Source organism: uncultured Methanospirillum sp. (genome assembly GCF_963668415.2).
Taxonomy (GTDB): Archaea; Halobacteriota; Methanomicrobia; order Methanomicrobiales; family Methanospirillaceae; genus Methanospirillum.
Window position 1 is genome coordinate 2,558,929 of the sequence record NZ_CAXXDL010000001.1, and the last position, 16,144, is coordinate 2,575,072.

The 16,144-nt window shown below is 49.7% G+C and carries 16 protein-coding genes; 10 read left to right on the top strand and 6 right to left on the bottom strand.

The features are described 5' to 3' along the window. The first annotated feature begins 143 nt into the window (after positions 1–143). From ACHZA2_RS12105 to ACHZA2_RS12135, 7 genes are all read left to right on the top strand, one after another. Positions 144–770, top strand: coding sequence for a carbonic anhydrase (locus ACHZA2_RS12105; protein WP_319538569.1), 627 nt, complete (start codon positions 144–146; stop codon positions 768–770). A 177-nt stretch (positions 771–947) separates the two neighbouring features. After that, the gene (locus tag ACHZA2_RS12110; protein ID WP_319579921.1) at positions 948–1,358 is read left to right on the top strand and encodes a DUF2493 domain-containing protein; all 411 of its coding nucleotides are present in this window, start codon (positions 948–950) and stop codon (positions 1,356–1,358) included. A gap of 132 nt (positions 1,359–1,490) precedes the next feature. Next, a complete protein-coding gene (locus ACHZA2_RS12115; protein ID WP_319579922.1) occupies positions 1,491–2,801 on the top strand; it encodes a hybrid sensor histidine kinase/response regulator in 1,311 nt (436 codons plus the stop codon). 298 nt (positions 2,802–3,099) lie between these two features. Then, the gene (locus tag ACHZA2_RS12120; protein ID WP_319579923.1) at positions 3,100–5,766 is read left to right on the top strand and encodes a PAS domain S-box protein; all 2,667 of its coding nucleotides are present in this window, start codon (positions 3,100–3,102) and stop codon (positions 5,764–5,766) included. A 136-nt stretch (positions 5,767–5,902) separates the two neighbouring features. Continuing rightward, positions 5,903–6,346 (top strand): hypothetical protein, encoded by a 444-nt coding sequence (locus ACHZA2_RS12125; RefSeq protein WP_319579924.1) that lies wholly within the window; start codon positions 5,903–5,905, stop codon positions 6,344–6,346. Between the two features lie 61 nt (positions 6,347–6,407). Next, positions 6,408–6,839, top strand: a complete 432-nt coding sequence (locus ACHZA2_RS12130; RefSeq protein ID WP_319579925.1) for a hypothetical protein — start codon at positions 6,408–6,410, stop codon at positions 6,837–6,839. Between the two features lie 117 nt (positions 6,840–6,956). After that, positions 6,957–7,631 (top strand): hypothetical protein, encoded by a 675-nt coding sequence (locus ACHZA2_RS12135; RefSeq protein WP_319579926.1) that lies wholly within the window; start codon positions 6,957–6,959, stop codon positions 7,629–7,631. A 96-nt stretch (positions 7,632–7,727) separates the two neighbouring features. On the opposite strand, the gene ACHZA2_RS12140 is transcribed toward ACHZA2_RS12135, so the two are convergent. The 5 genes from ACHZA2_RS12140 to ACHZA2_RS12160 all read right to left on the bottom strand — a co-directional run bounded on the left by ACHZA2_RS12140 (position 7,728) and on the right by ACHZA2_RS12160 (position 10,808). Further along, positions 7,728–8,252, bottom strand: a complete 525-nt coding sequence (locus ACHZA2_RS12140) for a nucleotide-binding protein (RefSeq protein WP_319538562.1) — start codon at positions 8,250–8,252, stop codon at positions 7,728–7,730. 18 nt (positions 8,253–8,270) lie between these two features. Next, complete coding sequence (locus ACHZA2_RS12145; protein ID WP_319579927.1) at positions 8,271–9,143, bottom strand: formate/nitrite transporter family protein; 873 nt, start codon at positions 9,141–9,143, stop codon at positions 8,271–8,273. Between the two features lie 333 nt (positions 9,144–9,476). After that, complete coding sequence (locus ACHZA2_RS12150; RefSeq protein ID WP_319579928.1) at positions 9,477–9,668, bottom strand: hypothetical protein; 192 nt, start codon at positions 9,666–9,668, stop codon at positions 9,477–9,479. A 65-nt stretch (positions 9,669–9,733) separates the two neighbouring features. Next, positions 9,734–10,363, bottom strand: coding sequence for a hypothetical protein (locus ACHZA2_RS12155; RefSeq protein WP_394698567.1), 630 nt, complete (start codon positions 10,361–10,363; stop codon positions 9,734–9,736). Further along, positions 10,299–10,808, bottom strand: a complete 510-nt coding sequence (locus ACHZA2_RS12160) for a hypothetical protein (RefSeq protein ID WP_319579930.1) — start codon at positions 10,806–10,808, stop codon at positions 10,299–10,301. The genes ACHZA2_RS12155 and ACHZA2_RS12160 overlap by 65 nt, the downstream gene beginning before the upstream one ends. A 555-nt stretch (positions 10,809–11,363) precedes the next feature. Between ACHZA2_RS12160 and ACHZA2_RS12165 the strand changes: the two genes are divergently transcribed. From ACHZA2_RS12165 to ACHZA2_RS12175, 3 genes are all read left to right on the top strand, one after another. Continuing rightward, positions 11,364–11,714: a hypothetical protein gene (locus ACHZA2_RS12165; RefSeq protein ID WP_319579723.1), complete on the top strand. Its 351-nt coding sequence runs from the start codon at positions 11,364–11,366 to the stop codon at positions 11,712–11,714. A 69-nt stretch (positions 11,715–11,783) separates the two neighbouring features. Beyond that, complete coding sequence (locus tag ACHZA2_RS12170; protein ID WP_319579931.1) at positions 11,784–14,798, top strand: hypothetical protein; 3,015 nt, start codon at positions 11,784–11,786, stop codon at positions 14,796–14,798. Beyond that, on the top strand, positions 14,799–15,134 hold the full coding sequence (locus ACHZA2_RS12175; RefSeq protein ID WP_319579932.1) for a hypothetical protein: 336 nt from the start codon (positions 14,799–14,801) through the stop codon (positions 15,132–15,134). Between the two features lie 604 nt (positions 15,135–15,738). Here ACHZA2_RS12175 and ACHZA2_RS12180 read toward each other — a convergent pair. Beyond that, positions 15,739–16,143, bottom strand: coding sequence for a hypothetical protein (locus tag ACHZA2_RS12180; RefSeq protein WP_319579933.1), 405 nt, complete (start codon positions 16,141–16,143; stop codon positions 15,739–15,741). Position 16,144: the final 1 nt, after the last annotated feature.

Here is a 16,144-nt window from a genome sequence, read left to right on the forward strand (position 1 = left end):
GGACTCCGATGAAACAAAAATGAATCTGCGAAAATATCAGTCCTTTTTTCAGGTTTAGACCTTTAAAAATACGTAGATCTATTTAGAATCGTTTTTCTACCCTGCAGGCAACCCCCATAGTATTCCTGTCTTCGGAGTAGAGTATGGGTATTGAAAAATTACTGGAAGGAAACAACTACTTTGTTGAGTGTGAGTTTTCTGAGAACATTGAGTATTATCGGGAACTTCTGAAAGGTCAGAGTCCCCACGTGATGATGATCAGCTGTTGTGACTCACGGGTCGCTCCTGAGATCACCTGTCATGCAAAGCCTGGTGAGATATTTGTGCACCGCAACATCGGGAACATTGTTCCCCCTGGTGACTGGAATGTCGGAACGTTCCTTGAGTATGGGATCGGACATCTCCATGTAGATACCCTTGTTGTCTGCGGACACGAGGGATGCGGAGCAATGCACGCTCTTGCCCACCGTCATTGCGGAGATGACGCATTCATCCCCGGCTGGCTCCGTCATGCCCAACCAGCCCTGGCAACAGTAACTGAGAAAAACCCGCATCCTGATGATCCAGAGAAGGCTAAAGAGTGGCAGACGAGTCTGGAGATAGAGAATGTCCGGCTCCAGCTCAAACATCTGCGAACGTACAAGATCGTCCGTGACTATGAGCGTGAAGGTACACTCAGGGTGATAGGATTATACTACCGCATCTCTGATGCCAAGCTCGAGGTGGTAGATCCCGGAAAGCCACTGAAACACGAGGCTAATTCCTCCTGATACTCTTTTTCTGACTTCTGTTCATCTGGATTCAACCGGGGTCATCCATTTCCCCATATGAATGTATCTCATCCGGCCTCCTCTGAAACCGGGTTCATATGCGATGATCTGCAACGTAGTTTGTTCATCTGCGAAGCCTCAAACGGTCTGTCACACGCAGATAAATGGAAAATTATCATGGCAAAATTAATCGTCTCCGGTATCCGGACCTGTAATAAGAAAGATGCAGTATTCGCAGAGATCAATAAGTATGTCGCCGAGATTGGCGGTATTGAAGAGATCATTGCCGGTGGTTCAACCGGTGTTGATATGATCGCAAAGATGTATGCAGAGTCAAAGGGGATCAAATACAAAGAATTCGCCCCGAACTGGCAGGATGACCTCAATGCAGCAGGTATGGTACGTGACTCCCGCATGGCAGAATATGGAACCCACCTCCTCGTGCTCTCCAACGGTGTCAGCAAGGAGTCCCGTAACCTGATCAGCGAAGCAAAGCGGAACAATCTGGTCATCAAGACCGTCGGTGTCTTTGAAGGTCTGAACGAAACTGAACTACTCCACCCGGTCGGATCTCCGTCCTTTAACTAATCACCCTGAATAGATCCCCTCTTTCAGGTTTGAGCTCCTTCTCTCTCTCATTTTTTTCCGCCAACTCAAGCGGTGAATTATATAGGATTGAATTCACTACTCAGTGAACGATTTCCGAACTGGTTGTTTCTGATGCCGAGAACGTCTACCCAAAAGATACTGGTTGTGGAGGATAACCGCACCCAGGCAGAGTCACTCCGTTACATCCTTGAAAAAGGCGGACATGAGGTCATCATCGCTGCCGATGGTCAGGAAGGACTTGCTATCCTTGAGAAGCAGAGGCCCGACATCGTCCTCACCGATGTTATAATGTCACCTATGGACGGGTACGAACTCTGCAGGAATATTAAGGAAAATCCTGCGACCCGGTCAATTCCGGTGATTCTGGTTACGTATCTGTATAATCCGACCGATGTGATAAAGGCCCTCGAATATGGGGCAGACAACTTTATTATCAAGCCCTACGATGCAGACTGGATCTATTCACGTATCATCGGGACGCTTGAATCGGTAAAGCATGCGCCTGACAAACCGGTCACTGACCCGCTCACGGTCTCTTTCTCAAACCATCGGTATGAGATCAGATCAGGGCGGACACAGATTCTTAATATCCTCCTCTCAACCTACGAGACCGCCATCAAGAACAACTGCGAACTGCAGGTTGCAGATGAGCGTCTGCACTATCTCAACGCACAACTCCAGAAGGCTGTCTCTGATCTGAAACAGGCAAATGAAGAGCTGCACAACAAGAATATCGAGCGCGGCAGACTCGAAACCGCCCTGCTCAGGTCGAATAAGAAGTTCCAGTACATGGGGAGCATCATCCACCACATTCTGCTCACCCAGTTGAGTTCGATCTATCACAACATGGAAAAGGCCAGTTTCGGGCAGAAAGACGGACAGGTCGATCCCGGGTACTTCAAAAAAGCCTATGCAATGGTAGAGAAGGCGCTCAATATTGTCAGGATCACCTGCGAGACATTTGACCCTGTGGTCCAGACTCCTTCATGGATCGATCTTCGGGAACTTGTACACAATGCGCTCAGGGAGATACCACAGGGTTCGGTGCGTGTTGACTGCCGGATACCTGATACTGTGAAGATCAACGCATACCCGCTCATCGAGAAGGTCTTTGCCGAACTTATCGACAACTCGGTCAGGCACGGGAAGAAGACAACAACAATCAGGTTCAGCCTTCAGAATAGCGGCGATATCCCGGTGCTTATCTATGAGGATGACGGGGTAGGCATTCCTGCCCAGGACAAGAAACAGATCTTCTCCCATGAGTACGGGCTCTCTGCCAGCCACGGTCTGTTCCTCTCGGAAGAGATCCTCTCAGTTACTGGAATAACCATATCTGAAACCGGGATGCCTGGTGAAGGAGCACGCTTTGAGATCCAGTTCCCGCGTGGTTCGATCAGGATCGGGACAGAATCGGTTTGAGCAGTGAGTACAAGACGAGACGAGCAGAATTCAAAACAGCGCCCCGGGATATGTATGATAAAGGGACGCAGGGTTGAGTATGAGGGATGGTTTACACCCCACCCTGCTTGTGTGATCCCTGGTTATCGTTGGTATTCAGGTAGGACTTGCCTGTCTTCCGAGGTATGATTCGTTCCTCACTTGATCTGCAATGCCCGTTGCATGACAAATGAGTACCAGATGTTCTGTAACTGACTGGATATATCACCGTTTTAAGGTGTCCAAATACATAAGCATTATAAAACCAAAGATGATTTAGATGACGTCGCGGAATAACACAATCTTTGAAGATATTCTATCGGCGTTTACACACGGGAAGAAGTACCTCAGCATCTCTGAAGTGGCACAGTTATGCGGTCATCACCGTCACACGGTTGCCAGGTACCTGGACAGTCTGGTCCTTTCAGGCCGCCTGGAGATGAGGGAGCACGGGCAGAAGAAGAAGTACTACATCGCTGATGTGAAACCAGAGTCTTCGCTGCTCAACTTCTCTTCTCATATCCTGATCATTCTCAATACCGATCTGACGATCAGATGGGTGAATGATACCTTTCTTCGCCTCTTTAACTCAACATCAGAGTCAGTAATAGGACTCAGCATCGAGTCACTCCAGCTGGAACGGATCTTTGGCACTGTCTTCCCGCACGAGGTGAGGGTCGTGAGTGCAGGAGAGACCAGGTCCTTTGAGAGCAGTATCGAACAGGAAGAGAAGATCAGAACATATCTCTTCACCATCTCCTCGGTCTCATTCTTCCAGGAACGGCCTGCCCTGGTCATCAACGGTGAGGATATCACCGAAAAGCACACACTTCTTGAGGCTATCAGGATAAACGAGTCAAATCTACGGCTCATCACCGAGAGCGTCCGTGATATCATCATCAGGTGGGATGTGGCAGGCATCATCTCGTACGTCTCACCGGCATGTGGTATCCTCACCGGTTTTGTCTCGCAGGAGATCGTGGGCAGGAACATCTCTGAGTTCATCCATCCGAATGACTACGCAGCATTAAAGAAAGAACTCCGGGATGTCTCCGGATTTGTACACAAACCCCCTGCCTCGTTCAGGTTCAAAAACTTAAGCGGTGAGTGGATCTGGTTTGAGACAACCACCACCCCGCTCCTCTCTGAAAGCGGGGATATAGTGGATTATATCTCGGTATGGCGTGATATCACCGAACGTCTTGAGGCCGAGACACGGCTTGCCTTAAGCGAAGAGAAATATCGACGGCTCTTTCAGAGTGCCATGGATGCTATCATCCTCATGGAACTGAAGCCCGACCTTTCAGGGGTTGTATCGCTTGAGATGAACAACAACGCCTGCTCGATGGTCCAATACACGCAGAGCGAGTTCTCGTCTCTTCAGATCACCGATCTCGTCAGGGAAGAGGACTTTCTCCAGGTAGAGGAGATCATCAGGACTTTTATTGGAAGCAACCAGGCATTCTTTGAGATAGATCTGCTTCGCCGTGATGGTTCAGTTCTGCCGGTAGAGGTGAATGCCCATCTCTTCTCGCTCCAGGACAAACCGGTTGCCCTTGCAATTGCGAGGGACATCACAGAGAGGAGGAGGATCGAGGCAGAGATCCAGGAAGCCCTGCTCAGACTCGAGTACATCCTTGAGTTCCTTCCTGATCCGGTCTTTGTGCTTGATACAAACGGGGTCGTTACCGGGTGGAACCGGGAGATAGAGGATCTGACCGGCGTTCCAAAGCATGAGATCATCGGAAAAGCAGGGTATGCCCATACGGAAGCCTTGTATGATGAGAATGTTCCAATTCTCCCAGATTACATTTTAACCCGCAACCCTGCAATTCTTGAGCGGTACAGGAATCCGGTGATCAGTGGTGACACCATCATGGTCGATATCCAGACCCGCAATCCGGTAACAAGGGTGCTGATGTGGTTCTGGATCAAGGCTGCTCCTCTCTATGATATCCACGGGAACGTCATCGGTGTCATCGAGACTCTGCGTGATATCACCGCCAGAAAACTGATGGAACTGGAGATTCAGCGCCAGAATGAGATATTCGAAGCGATAAGTCAGGCCGGATCCAACATCCTGCAGTCAACCACCTTCCAGGACTGTGTCTCAAAGACCATCAGACTTATCGGGGAGGCGGCAGATGTGAGCGGGATATGTCTGTTTGAGAACAAGGCTCACGTAAACCCGATGACATCAATTCCGTTCAGTGGGTCATGGTTCTCTGATCCCTACTCGTATGAGTTCTCCAGGTTTTACCGGGGGTACGAGAGCAGCGATGCTTCATCGTACCCGGTGATACGAGACCTGGTTGCTGAAGGAAAGACCGCGTTTCGCCTCGTGAAAAACCTGCCAGAAGAAGATCAGGTCGTGTTTGAGTCGGCAGGGATAGCATCGGTTCTGCTTGTGCCGGTCATCATCGATGGTGAGATCCGTGGCTGCGTCGGGTTTCTTGAGAGCAAGTTTGAGCGGGTCTGGAGCAAGAAGGAGATCTACGCGATGGAGATCGCCTCCTCGCTCATTGGCAGCACAATCGTGCGGTTCCAGTCACGTGAGGCACTAGCCAGGAGTGAACGGCAGTTCAGAACCCTGGCACAGAATATTCCGGGAATCGTCTTCAGGATATCGCTCTCTGACTCTGATGTGGAGTTCTATAATGATCACTTCGAGACCCTTACCGGTTATTCTGCCAAAGAACTTGCCAGCGGGCAGATAAGTTCTCTTATCCCTCTAATTCTTGCCGAGGATAAGGAGCAGGTGATCCAGACCAAGATGAACGCGATCTTATCTGGAGACCCCTACGACCTTCAGTACCGGATCATCGATAAGCAGGGACGGGTCAGGATGATGAGCGAGAGGGGCAGACCTGTCTCTGATGAGTCAGGCAGAGTGGTCAGTATAGATGGGATTATTCAGGATATCACCGACCAGCAGGATCAATGGTAACCTGATTGATCCACCCGGATTAGTACGTCTGAAAAACCTTTTTGCGTGATTCCGGAAAAAAATCGGAACTTTTCGGTATCCTGGCATGAGCCCGACAGGATGCAACAGATATTTACTCAATGACAGATATCTGATTATGACCCCGGAAGAATTTCTCACATTACTCTCTGATAATCATCGTCAGTTGATACTGGGAGGTGGAATTATCTGTCTTATCTCTCTCTTTCTCCCGTTTTACAAGATAGATCTTATGTTCTCGTATGGGTCTACGATATTTGGGTCAGATTCATCCCTCTCTTCAACCTGGCTGTTCTGGCCTTTTCTTATCGGAATCGGTGCTTTATTTTATGGCTTTTATCAGGGATATGGCGAGAGATACCCGCATCTCTTTCTTGCAATTGGGGGACTGTTCATTCTGATGACCCTCTATGGAACTCAGATCTATGCCGGAGGAGGCAACCTGGTCACGATCTTGTACGGATTCTTCTGTGAATTCCTCGGGTCTCTGGCAGTGGCAGTCGGTGGGTACTACTATTACCTTGGATCTGACCCTGCAGCCAAAGTAATAAAAACTGGATGATACCTGACGAACCGGGGTCCTCAAAGGCGTAACATATTTATTCGGGAGATGAGAGTTCAGTATGCAGACCGACGAGATACTCCAATCTCTCTCTGATAATCATCGGGCCCTGATAGTAGGTGGAGGTCTGATCAGTTTTGTCTCTGTCTTTCTTCCATTTTACAAATTTGATGAGATTTATATGAATCATCTCTCATTACAGGGATTTGATATATCACTCTCCACTACCTGGCTGTTCTGGATCTTTCTTATGGCAATCGGGGCTCTGTATTATGGATATTTCCAGGGTCTTGGGGAGAAATATCCACAACTCTTTCTTGCAATCGGCGGGCTTCTCGTCCTGATGACCCTCTATGGCACTCAACTCTATTCCGGAATAGGGACCGGGATGAATCTCATGTACGGATTTTTCTTTGAACTTATTGGGTCACTCTCGGTCGCAGTAGGCGGGTATTATTATAACGAATTACATCAGGTATCCTCTCCATCCTGATTTGTCAGATATTAGCATGTAACCTGGATCCATCCAGATTAGGAGAGGTCAGGATAGGGTACGTTATTGGCGAATTATTATTACCAATTGGGTGAAGGCATACCCCAGGAGCGTGACATGATGAAGAGAAGGGCACTGTACATATCCCGGATTCACGGAATTCGGGTATTCCTCGGATTGGTTCTGATCGCTGGAATATGCTACGCAATATCAACTGCCACATTGCAACCTGGCAACTCCTGTCCTGATAATCTAAAAGAGGAGCAACATTCTGATGAACTCGAATACACCTCAATGGATGAAGTAAACGCGTCGTTCATGCTTGATGAGATGAACACCAAGTATTGTGAATGGGCTGCAGCGGGAGACTGTTTCAGATATGATCTGAATGAATGCAGCAGGTATGGTGTCTTTCTGCCGGGTGTTTTTCTCACATCCGATGCATCCTATATCCTGAAAGATGGGCAGCCGGGGATCAGTGTACTCTTCGGAGCCTGGAAAAAAGCAGGGAATACAACTGAATCAGTCCCGAACACTGATATTACCCTCCGAATATACCAGAAGGATCCGTTTAATGTCCGGCTCCACAAGACTATCCAGACCGGGGATGATGGGACGGTACCATATGAATGGTTCTGGAGAAATGCCGGGAATAACAAGAATAAAGACTTGATCCTGGAGTACTCCCATGATGACATCATCGGAGAGATACCCTTCTACACTAAAACAACTGAAGGCGGGAATTTTACAGACGGTGCCGCAATTTTGGATACATCCCGAATGCCTCAATAGCCCGGTAATCGGTCTGGAAAAGATATCAATAGAAATAACAGAATCGAAAATTGGTAAGTATCTCACCGGGTAAACGCGCTCACCGTCTGCCGGTATTCACACTTTTTTCTCTTTTGTACTGCCTTTTGGTGCCAGCACCCGTATCGAAACTCCGTTGACCACCGGATCACCAGTTACGATATAACGGTGTATCACCTGTCCGAGCACCTCGACGAGATCGCCTGCCCTGACATCTTCACGGGGAGTTGTAAACATCTTCACGGTTGTGGTTCCAGTCCGATCGCTCACAACGAAGTGTGGTCTGTTCAGAGATCTGAAGCGTACTTCATCGACAACAGCCTGAAACCTTACCGGCTTGGAAGTCATCTTTTCACTGATCTCCCGTATCTTAACGGTCTTTGCCTCAGTTTCATACACCGGCACAAGCCCCTCATACTCCTTCTGGCTCATGTAATTGAGCAGCATCGGGATGATAAGCAGGAAGATAAGCGTTGGAACCGCCCAGATCAACGTTACGAACTCATGGGTAACAAGAATGTACCAGAGGAGAAAGATAGCGAAGAAGCCGAAGACACCAAGATGAAGCAGTGACGGTTTTACAGGAAATGAACGAATTTGCATTCTAAAAAAAAGGGGGGGTTACTCGAGTGCTTCGATCTCTTTCTTGAATGCGATCCAGTAGATCACACCAACAAAGAGAAGTCCACCAACGATGTTTCCGATTGTGACGATGATGACGTTGTTGGTCCACATAGTCACATAATTCAGCGTTGCCAGTTTTGCAGGGGTGATATTTGCTATCTGGTCTGCATTCAGGTAACCTGAAGTCATGATACCCGCAGGGATGAAGTACATGTTAGCAACACAGTGTTCAAACCCTGTTGAAACGAAGGCCATGATCGGGAACCAGATTCCAAAGAACTTGCCCACTGCATCATCTGCGCAGATACCGAGCAGAATAGCGAGGTTCACAAGCCAGTTGCAGCCCACTCCTTTCAGGAACGCAGACCACATGCCTGCTACACCAAAGTAACTCACCTTGGCTATACCTATACTCACTGCTTTCAATCCGAAGGCGTTAACCGTTGCAACTCCTGCTGCATTCCATGTGACAAACGGTCCGTTTGCCATGATATATGCATAGAAGAGCGAACCGATCAGGTTTCCGATATACACCCAGATCCAGAGGTTGATGACTGACATCCAGCTGATCTTGTGGATGAATGCTGCAAGAGGTGCAAGCATTGCATCACCGGTGAAGAGTTCTGCTCCGGTAAGGACGGTGATAATAAGTCCGACAGGGAACACTGCTCCCAGAATGAGCTGGCCGAAACCGGCACCGAGGTTGTCGGCGACGGCGGTTGAACAGACGGTCGCCAAGGCTCCTCCCATGGCGATGTATGCTCCGGACATGAATCCTCTGATGATCATGTTCCACCACTCCAGGCCAGATTTGTACTTGCCTGCTCCTGCTCCTTTTGCAATTATTTGCACTGGTGGATGAAATACCATAGTTTAGTCACACCTTCACAGATAACCTAACCAATACCACACAATAATCTGGTTAGGCGTAATAGAAAAATCACCTGTGAAGGTATTAAATACTTTTTATTTGATATTTCAGTCTGAAATCCCGATTGTAATCGAATTTTTTGAGTAAACTCGATAAGACAAATCAATTACATGTACCTGTCAATCGTCATCGCCTGTTCTTTATAGAAATGTTTTCTGGAGGGTCTGACGAAGAGAAGATCGGCATTTAGCGTTGAATCTCCTGATATCGGGCGTTGTATGGTGGGGGATGATCGTATGATCACCCCTCCGGGTTTTCTCTTTTTCGGTGGTTCAGGTATGCGTGGGCAGGCGATATATCCATTTGAGAGCAGCGTTCAGCCTGTTCATCTGATCCATAGATATTCCGGCAAGCACATCAGGGTTTACCCCGAGTGCCCCTGTCTCATCCTCTCTGATAGATGCAGTAATAACACCTGCATATTCCAGTGAGAGATCTGCAAGATGGATATACTGTCTGTACATCAGGTATGCAGCCCCCCCATTCAGAAGTGCTATTCCGGATGATACTACTGCAAGGAGTTCTGCAATCAGATCTTCACCCCGTACTTCACCATATCCTGAACTGACATATTTCCTGATACAAACCCGGCTGCTCTGAGTGTTCGGTTTCCTTCTGCTCCTGATCCAAGTACCAGGAGCCCGGTTCCGTTCACTGCAGTCATACCTGAAAGACCTGGGCCGATGGTCTGTGAAGAGGTGTATTCCCCGCCCAGGATGATTCCGGATGCATATGCCTCTGCACTCCCCTTGGTTTCATGCGGAGTGTCAAGGAGTGCACAGATGGTTTTGATCCCGCTCGTGCTGAGCAATGCATCAGCATACCCGCTGAAGAGGGTTGGTCCCGAACTCCTGACCGTGAGTTCCTCATCAAGGCCGCTCTCATCTCCTGCAGTCCTGCTGACCATGCTCTCATCACGAGAGAGTACCCGCGATACAAACGAACCGTTTTCATCAGACCCGCAGGTCTTCAGCATCACTGATCCGTCGGTGCTGATCGATGTTGCAACCAGGTCAGCACAGAGAGGTCCGGCTAACAACAGGCACAGCAGAGCAGCAAGTAATCCCCTTTCTCTCCCTTCAAAAAGGAGATGATCATGCCAGAATGGCAACCGTATCAGCCCATGCCTCAAGACCGGTTCTGATAGCGTCGGCCTCATAACTGGATACTGTCACACTGTCACGTTTGAAGGACACCGTATAGAGTTCTCCATTACTTGCATGGCACTTCACCGTGCAACTGAATGAGTCTTCAGACGAATCACGTGAAGCGGTCACACCGGTCCCCATACCGGTAGTGATCGCTGCAGTACTGGTGATCTGGGTGACTGCCGTGTTGACTGCTGCCATCGTCGGCCCCCGGACCGGAATACTCCCGACAGTCTTCGCCTCAGCATTCTCGTAGGTGATGGTGGCTGCATACGCCTCCCTGCTCTTCTCCACTGCGGGCTTTGCGACCCCGGCTGACTCGTATGCAGTACATCCCCAGGGATTGTTGTCAAGAACATCCTGGACTAATGCGCTGAATGAAGTATAGTCAGCAATTGGTGACGAAAGTTTTCGAACCGCAGACTTTACAACACTCTTTTGTGTGAAATCTCCCATTTTTCCCCCTGTCGCCTGACAAGCGACACTATGAGGTATGTCGTATATATATGAATTTATTCAGGCATGGTCTGAATAACGCGGTTATCTGGGTCATTTTTACATTTCGAGCAGATAGAGGATCATAACTCGTGTAATGATGCAGGGCAGAAAAGGTTTTGTAAACTTTTTACCTTGCGCTTTTAGGTAATACTTCTTGGTAAACCGTACCGCCCTTATCGATATGTGGTAATATAACTTTTTGAACAGTACTTGGAAAAAACGGTGATAACACCAAAACATTTAGAAAGGTCACCATATTACAGTTTTTTACTGCCCGATTTTAAGATTCATTCTCTGAAACGGGTAGGCAGGTGATCGAATGAATGAGGTGAAGAAGTATGAAACGACATGAATCCCCAGCAGTTATTGTTGCTTGCAGGCTCATTAACGCGGGGATTACTCATATTGGTACCGCCAGTTGTTTAATAATATCCATGGTGGCAGTTGTTTGGTATTGGTATCCTGAGAAAAATTTTCATGATTCCAATGTCATCTGCGCCCGCGGAGGATCGTATGTCTCCGTCTCATGAGCACCAGACCCGTAGGACTGTCGAGTATGAAGCCAGAATCCTGCTTCAGGATCTGGGCTATGAAGTAGCCCGGGTTGGAGGACGCGATGGTGCAGTTCCGGGTCTGTTCCATCTCATTGCATGGGAACGGATGAGAGGGACTCTGTTCATCAGAGTAGGCTCTCCACGGATGAGTAAACCAGTGATCAGGAGTGAGATACTCCTGCTCTCAACAAACCTTCAGACCGTATGGTATCCGGGAGAGGTTCAGTTCTGGGTTGGTGAAGGAAACTACTGGAAACGGTACCAGATCCTCCCGGGAGGAGCCATTCCACTCCCTGAGGTGAGGGCATGAACAGCGTGGATGTCACAGATAGATGTTATCCGTCCCCGAATCTGAACAGGCGGCTGTGGAGAAGAAGCGATGATCGAACGTGATCGTGCCGGTGAGGTACTCAGTACCCTTGAGTACCTCTTTGATCCTGGCCAGATTATTGAGATCAGGGCTCTCTCAAGTGGTGCCATATCATCAGGGTACTTCAGTGATTACCAGAAGGCAGTGGCAGAGATACTCATCAGAGAGGCTGACACGCTTATTTCGGGCTTCTATGTCACCCTGAACGAAGTAAATCCTGCACTGCTTGCCAGACGGGCCAACCGGATACAATCCCGGATGGGAAAGGCAGATGCATCTACAGCAGACTCTGATATCATCAGGCGACGCTGGCTGCCGATAGACATCGACCCGGTACGGCCATCAGGTGTATCCTCATCTGACGATGAGCATGCAGCAGCCCTTACACGTGCTGATACCATCAGGGGATTTCTTGCCACATGCGGGTGGCCTGATCCCCTCCTGGCTGACTCAGGCAATGGTGCCCATCTGCTCTATCCGATCGATCTTCCAAACAACGAGGAGTCAAAAGGGCTCGTCAGACAGGTACTCGAGATCCTTGATGTCCGGTTCTCCACCGCAGGGTGCAAGGTTGACACAGCCAACTTCAATGCTGCACGGATATGGAAGGTGTATGGCACGATCTCACGCAAAGGGGATAATCTTCCAGACCGTCCCCACCGGAGATCAAAAGTCCTCTCAATGCCTCCTAAAGAGAGGGTTCTCTCCGCAGACGACCTTGTGCAGTTGATCAACCAGTACCCGGCCCAGGCTCTGGAGCCAGGGTTGAGACCCACCACGAAACCTGGAATGAACCCGGAAGCGAAGGGCCAGACACTGGAGGAGATGGCTTCAGTCAGGGAGCCGGCGCTTGATCTCGCCCAATGGCTGAATCGGTTTAATCTCACGTATCTCTCCAAACCGTACCAGGGGGGTACTCTGTTTGTGCTTGACTCATGTCCCTTCTCTGATGATCACACAGACGGAGCATTCGCTATTCAGTTTCCTAACGGTGCCATCTTCGCCGGATGTCATCATGACTCCTGTGGCGGAGGCCGTCAGCGATGGCCAGAGCTCCGTGCACGATTTGATCCGCCACGCCGGGATCCTGAAGAGTGGTTTGCGGAGGCAAGAAGAGCACGAACCAGGGCAAAACTGATCGCAGAAGGCAGGATCGATCCAGACGAGGAGATGTCTGAATCATCTCCTGATACGGGCACCACACCCGCCGAATCTGACCCGGTTCACCAGAAGGCTGATGAGATTCTGAAATCCGGTGATCCCCTGTCGTTCCTCCTCGATGCCTTCTCTGAGTATCATGAGGGGGACAGGGCTGTTGCCGAGTGCCTGATTCATTCGCTGGTTTCCCGATCTGTCATCAACAGCAAAGGTCTGCACGTATCAATATCAGGTGAGTCTGGAAAAGGGAAGTCGCATGCGATTGATACGATGCGAACGCTCATCCCTCCTGGTTCGAGAATTGAAGGCCGGGTTAGTGACAAAGCCCTCTTTTACATGGAGGATCTCCTTCCCGGGACTGTGATCACCCTTGATGATGTGAGCCTCTCTGACCAGATGCAGGAGATCCTCAAGGGGGTTACGACTTCATTTCAAAAGCCGTTTCCGTACCGCACGGTAAACAAAGATAGAAAGCCTCAGATCTGCACGATTCCACAGCGGTGTGTCTGGTGGATTGCAAAAGTGGAAGGGTCAGGTGATGACCAGGTCATCAACCGGATGCTGACCTGCTGGATAGATGATACCGAGGAGCAGGATCAGAAGGTTCTGGACCGTGCACTGGCAGGTGCAGAAGAGATGCCCGACAATCCAGCCGGGATCAGCGAGACTGTCTCGGTGTGCAGGGCGTTATGGGAAGATCTCTCTTCTGTCTGGGTTGTCATCCCGTTTGCCAGGAGAATTCGGTTCCAGTCCGCTGAAAACCGAAGAAATCCTGACATGCTGCTCGATCTGATCCGGACGAACGCGGCCCTATACCAACAGCAGCGGGAGCGTCATGTTGTGAATGGAGTTACCAGTGTACTGGCAACAGAGGAGGATTTTGATCAGGCATCCCGGCTCTTTGTTGAATTGAATGGTGAGACCGGAGCTCAAGGCAACAAGCTGACAAAGCGTGAATCTCTTCTAACTCATGCGTTAGCCACAAGTGGTATTGCCGAGATATCGGTCTCGCAGCTCCAGACAATCACCGGATGGACATGCAGCACGATCTGCAAACTTCTCCATGGTTACCACTCGTACGGAAAGGTGTACTCCGGACTGCTTGAGAAATGTCCTGCAGTCTCGTTTCTTGATCGGACGGTCACCAAAGGCGATCAGGGGCAGACCACCATGCGGCATACACGGGTGTACCTGTGGGATCCGTACCTGTACGATGCATGGCTGAAAGGAGGGTCTGTCTGGCTTGCAGGGGATGATGCCGACAAATCTGATCCGGATGACTCTTCAGATCAACCCTCTGGTGATCATGGCAGAAGTGAAGCGACGATCGCCGCCAAGGCATCCGGGGATCTCAGTGAGCAGCGGTCTTTGCTTGAGAGATCGATCCCCGGTAGTACTGCTCCCGCACAAGGTTGCTCGATCAGTTCTCTCAAGTCGGGTGATTTTACTGCAGTTGAGGGGTTCCCTGAAAAGGTACCGTGTTCTGTCTGTGGGAGGAGAACGACCCAGTACCGTGAACGTCATGACCGGGCTCACGGGAGTGATGCTGAGCCGGTTCGTATGCTCTGTTCATCATGCTACGAGAGGCTTGTTTCCCACGAGATAACAGCCATCGTTCCTCTTCCCGGGATGATACATCCTGAAGATATGGTTCCTCTGCATGCCTCTGTCGGTAGATGTGATCTCTGTCTGAAGAAAGAGGCTGTATGGTCTGATCCGAAATCCCGTACACATCTCTGTGAATCCTGCTATCAACGTGAAAAAGCCCGGTCAACTGGTGCTCACTCTTCCGGGATTCAGGCAGTAGACGACCTGTCATCTGGTGATTCATCAGAAGAGGGATCTGACAAAGGCAAGGTGAACTAGATGGGTGCGTTTGTTGAGACCATCCGTGAGGGTCGTGAGTATGAACTCTGCGGACGAATTATCAGGGATCAGGGTGATCTGGTGATCTTTATCGATGGGATTGGTAGGTTTGCCCTCCCGTCCGGGTTGGTGACCGGCACATTAGCCGGTCTTGGAGAGAGCGATCTATCAGGCCCTGTACCGGGAGTAGCGAGGTTATCTGAGAGTGGCAGGGGATTTTACCTTGATATCGGGGGTGAAACATACGTGATTCCCGCTACCAGGGTCAGGGCGGTCATGAGTGGTGAGCATCGGAAAGGACCGGTCAGCCGGGTTCAGCAGAGATCATCACCCTGATCCCTGACCTGGCGTCTGGACAGGTGCCTCCCCAGATGCCTGTTAATAGGTCCATGTGGATCACCATTTTCTGCCTTTTTTCAATTCTCTCCAAGAGTTCTGCATCCCTTTTCCCAAGTGCTGGTGAATTGTATCTGAACTTTCTTCATCCAGATGGCCGTCACTACCGCTAGGATTTGATATGATCTCGATCAGATCACAATCATGACGGGCGGGAGAGCGGGAGAAAGGAGGATGTTCTGGTGAGCAGGCGGGAGGTCCCGCCCGTATGTTTCGGCGGAATTAGGCAGATGAAGATATTCTGAGGATTAATTAAAGGATTCCTATTCTTAGGGCGGGAGGATCTGTGTAGAGAGTGTTTACTTTCCTTGCAGTGGTGTCCTGTGTCTGTCAGAAGATCCCTCTCTCCCGCCCACACCTGATATCGGGGAATGATGGTTCATCTGTATAGATATCAGGGTGAAATAATGTGGTTTACTCCTCCCGCCTATTGAGGTTTTTTCCCGCCCGTACATGGTGGGCAGACTCATCACAGGAGATGGTACCTGGCAAGTGTGATCCGGATGGTTCCATACCAGGCCAGGTGTGACACCATTGGCGAACGTCATCCCTGCGGCCTTGGTGCTGTCGTTGATATACTCCATTGATATATGGGACGGTACAGGTAGTCAGTCCCGTATGGACTGTCTGACCGTGGATACAGCATCATGTAACAGACCTCATCCGGCTCAAACGGAATGAAAATACCCGGCCGAGAATGCTGCCAATAGTATTTTATATATCCATGAGACCAGTTCCCCTCGAACGACTGTCCCATTTCTCCCTGAACCTTGGAGACCTCATTATCCCCCTCTATCCAGAATTCAGGCCCATGATAGGCTTTCATCTCAAGAATCTTGCCTTCATTGCTCTTTGTGAGAACAATCGCTTCTGCATCGTCCCGGAGGATATCCCTGACTGTCTGACGGAGAATCGTGCCAAATGTGTCCTGAGGGTTAGGGCGACGCATG

Bases quoted from the DNA above. Each gene is read 5' to 3' on its own strand.
- ACHZA2_RS12165 (WP_319579723.1), top strand. From the start codon at position 11,364: ATGTCTCCGTCTCATGAGCACCAGACCCGTAGGACTGTCGAGTATGAA.
- ACHZA2_RS12180 (WP_319579933.1), bottom strand. From the start codon at position 16,143: ATGCGTCGCCCTAACCCTCAGGACACATTTGGCACGATTCTCCGTCAG.
- ACHZA2_RS12170 (WP_319579931.1), top strand. From the start codon at position 11,784: ATGATCGAACGTGATCGTGCCGGTGAGGTACTCAGTACCCTTGAGTAC.
- ACHZA2_RS12125 (WP_319579924.1), top strand. From the start codon at position 5,903: ATGACCCCGGAAGAATTTCTCACATTACTCTCTGATAATCATCGTCAG.
- ACHZA2_RS12175 (WP_319579932.1), top strand. From the start codon at position 14,799: ATGGGTGCGTTTGTTGAGACCATCCGTGAGGGTCGTGAGTATGAACTC.
- ACHZA2_RS12155 (WP_394698567.1), bottom strand. From the start codon at position 10,363: ATGAGGCCGACGCTATCAGAACCGGTCTTGAGGCATGGGCTGATACGG.
- ACHZA2_RS12120 (WP_319579923.1), top strand. From the start codon at position 3,100: ATGACGTCGCGGAATAACACAATCTTTGAAGATATTCTATCGGCGTTT.
- ACHZA2_RS12145 (WP_319579927.1), bottom strand. From the start codon at position 9,143: ATGGTATTTCATCCACCAGTGCAAATAATTGCAAAAGGAGCAGGAGCA.
- ACHZA2_RS12110 (WP_319579921.1), top strand. From the start codon at position 948: ATGGCAAAATTAATCGTCTCCGGTATCCGGACCTGTAATAAGAAAGAT.
- ACHZA2_RS12135 (WP_319579926.1), top strand. From the start codon at position 6,957: ATGATGAAGAGAAGGGCACTGTACATATCCCGGATTCACGGAATTCGG.
- ACHZA2_RS12130 (WP_319579925.1), top strand. From the start codon at position 6,408: ATGCAGACCGACGAGATACTCCAATCTCTCTCTGATAATCATCGGGCC.
- ACHZA2_RS12140 (WP_319538562.1), bottom strand. From the start codon at position 8,252: ATGCAAATTCGTTCATTTCCTGTAAAACCGTCACTGCTTCATCTTGGT.
- ACHZA2_RS12115 (WP_319579922.1), top strand. From the start codon at position 1,491: ATGCCGAGAACGTCTACCCAAAAGATACTGGTTGTGGAGGATAACCGC.
- ACHZA2_RS12105 (WP_319538569.1), top strand. From the start codon at position 144: ATGGGTATTGAAAAATTACTGGAAGGAAACAACTACTTTGTTGAGTGT.
- ACHZA2_RS12150 (WP_319579928.1), bottom strand. From the start codon at position 9,668: ATGTACAGACAGTATATCCATCTTGCAGATCTCTCACTGGAATATGCA.
- ACHZA2_RS12160 (WP_319579930.1), bottom strand. From the start codon at position 10,808: ATGGGAGATTTCACACAAAAGAGTGTTGTAAAGTCTGCGGTTCGAAAA.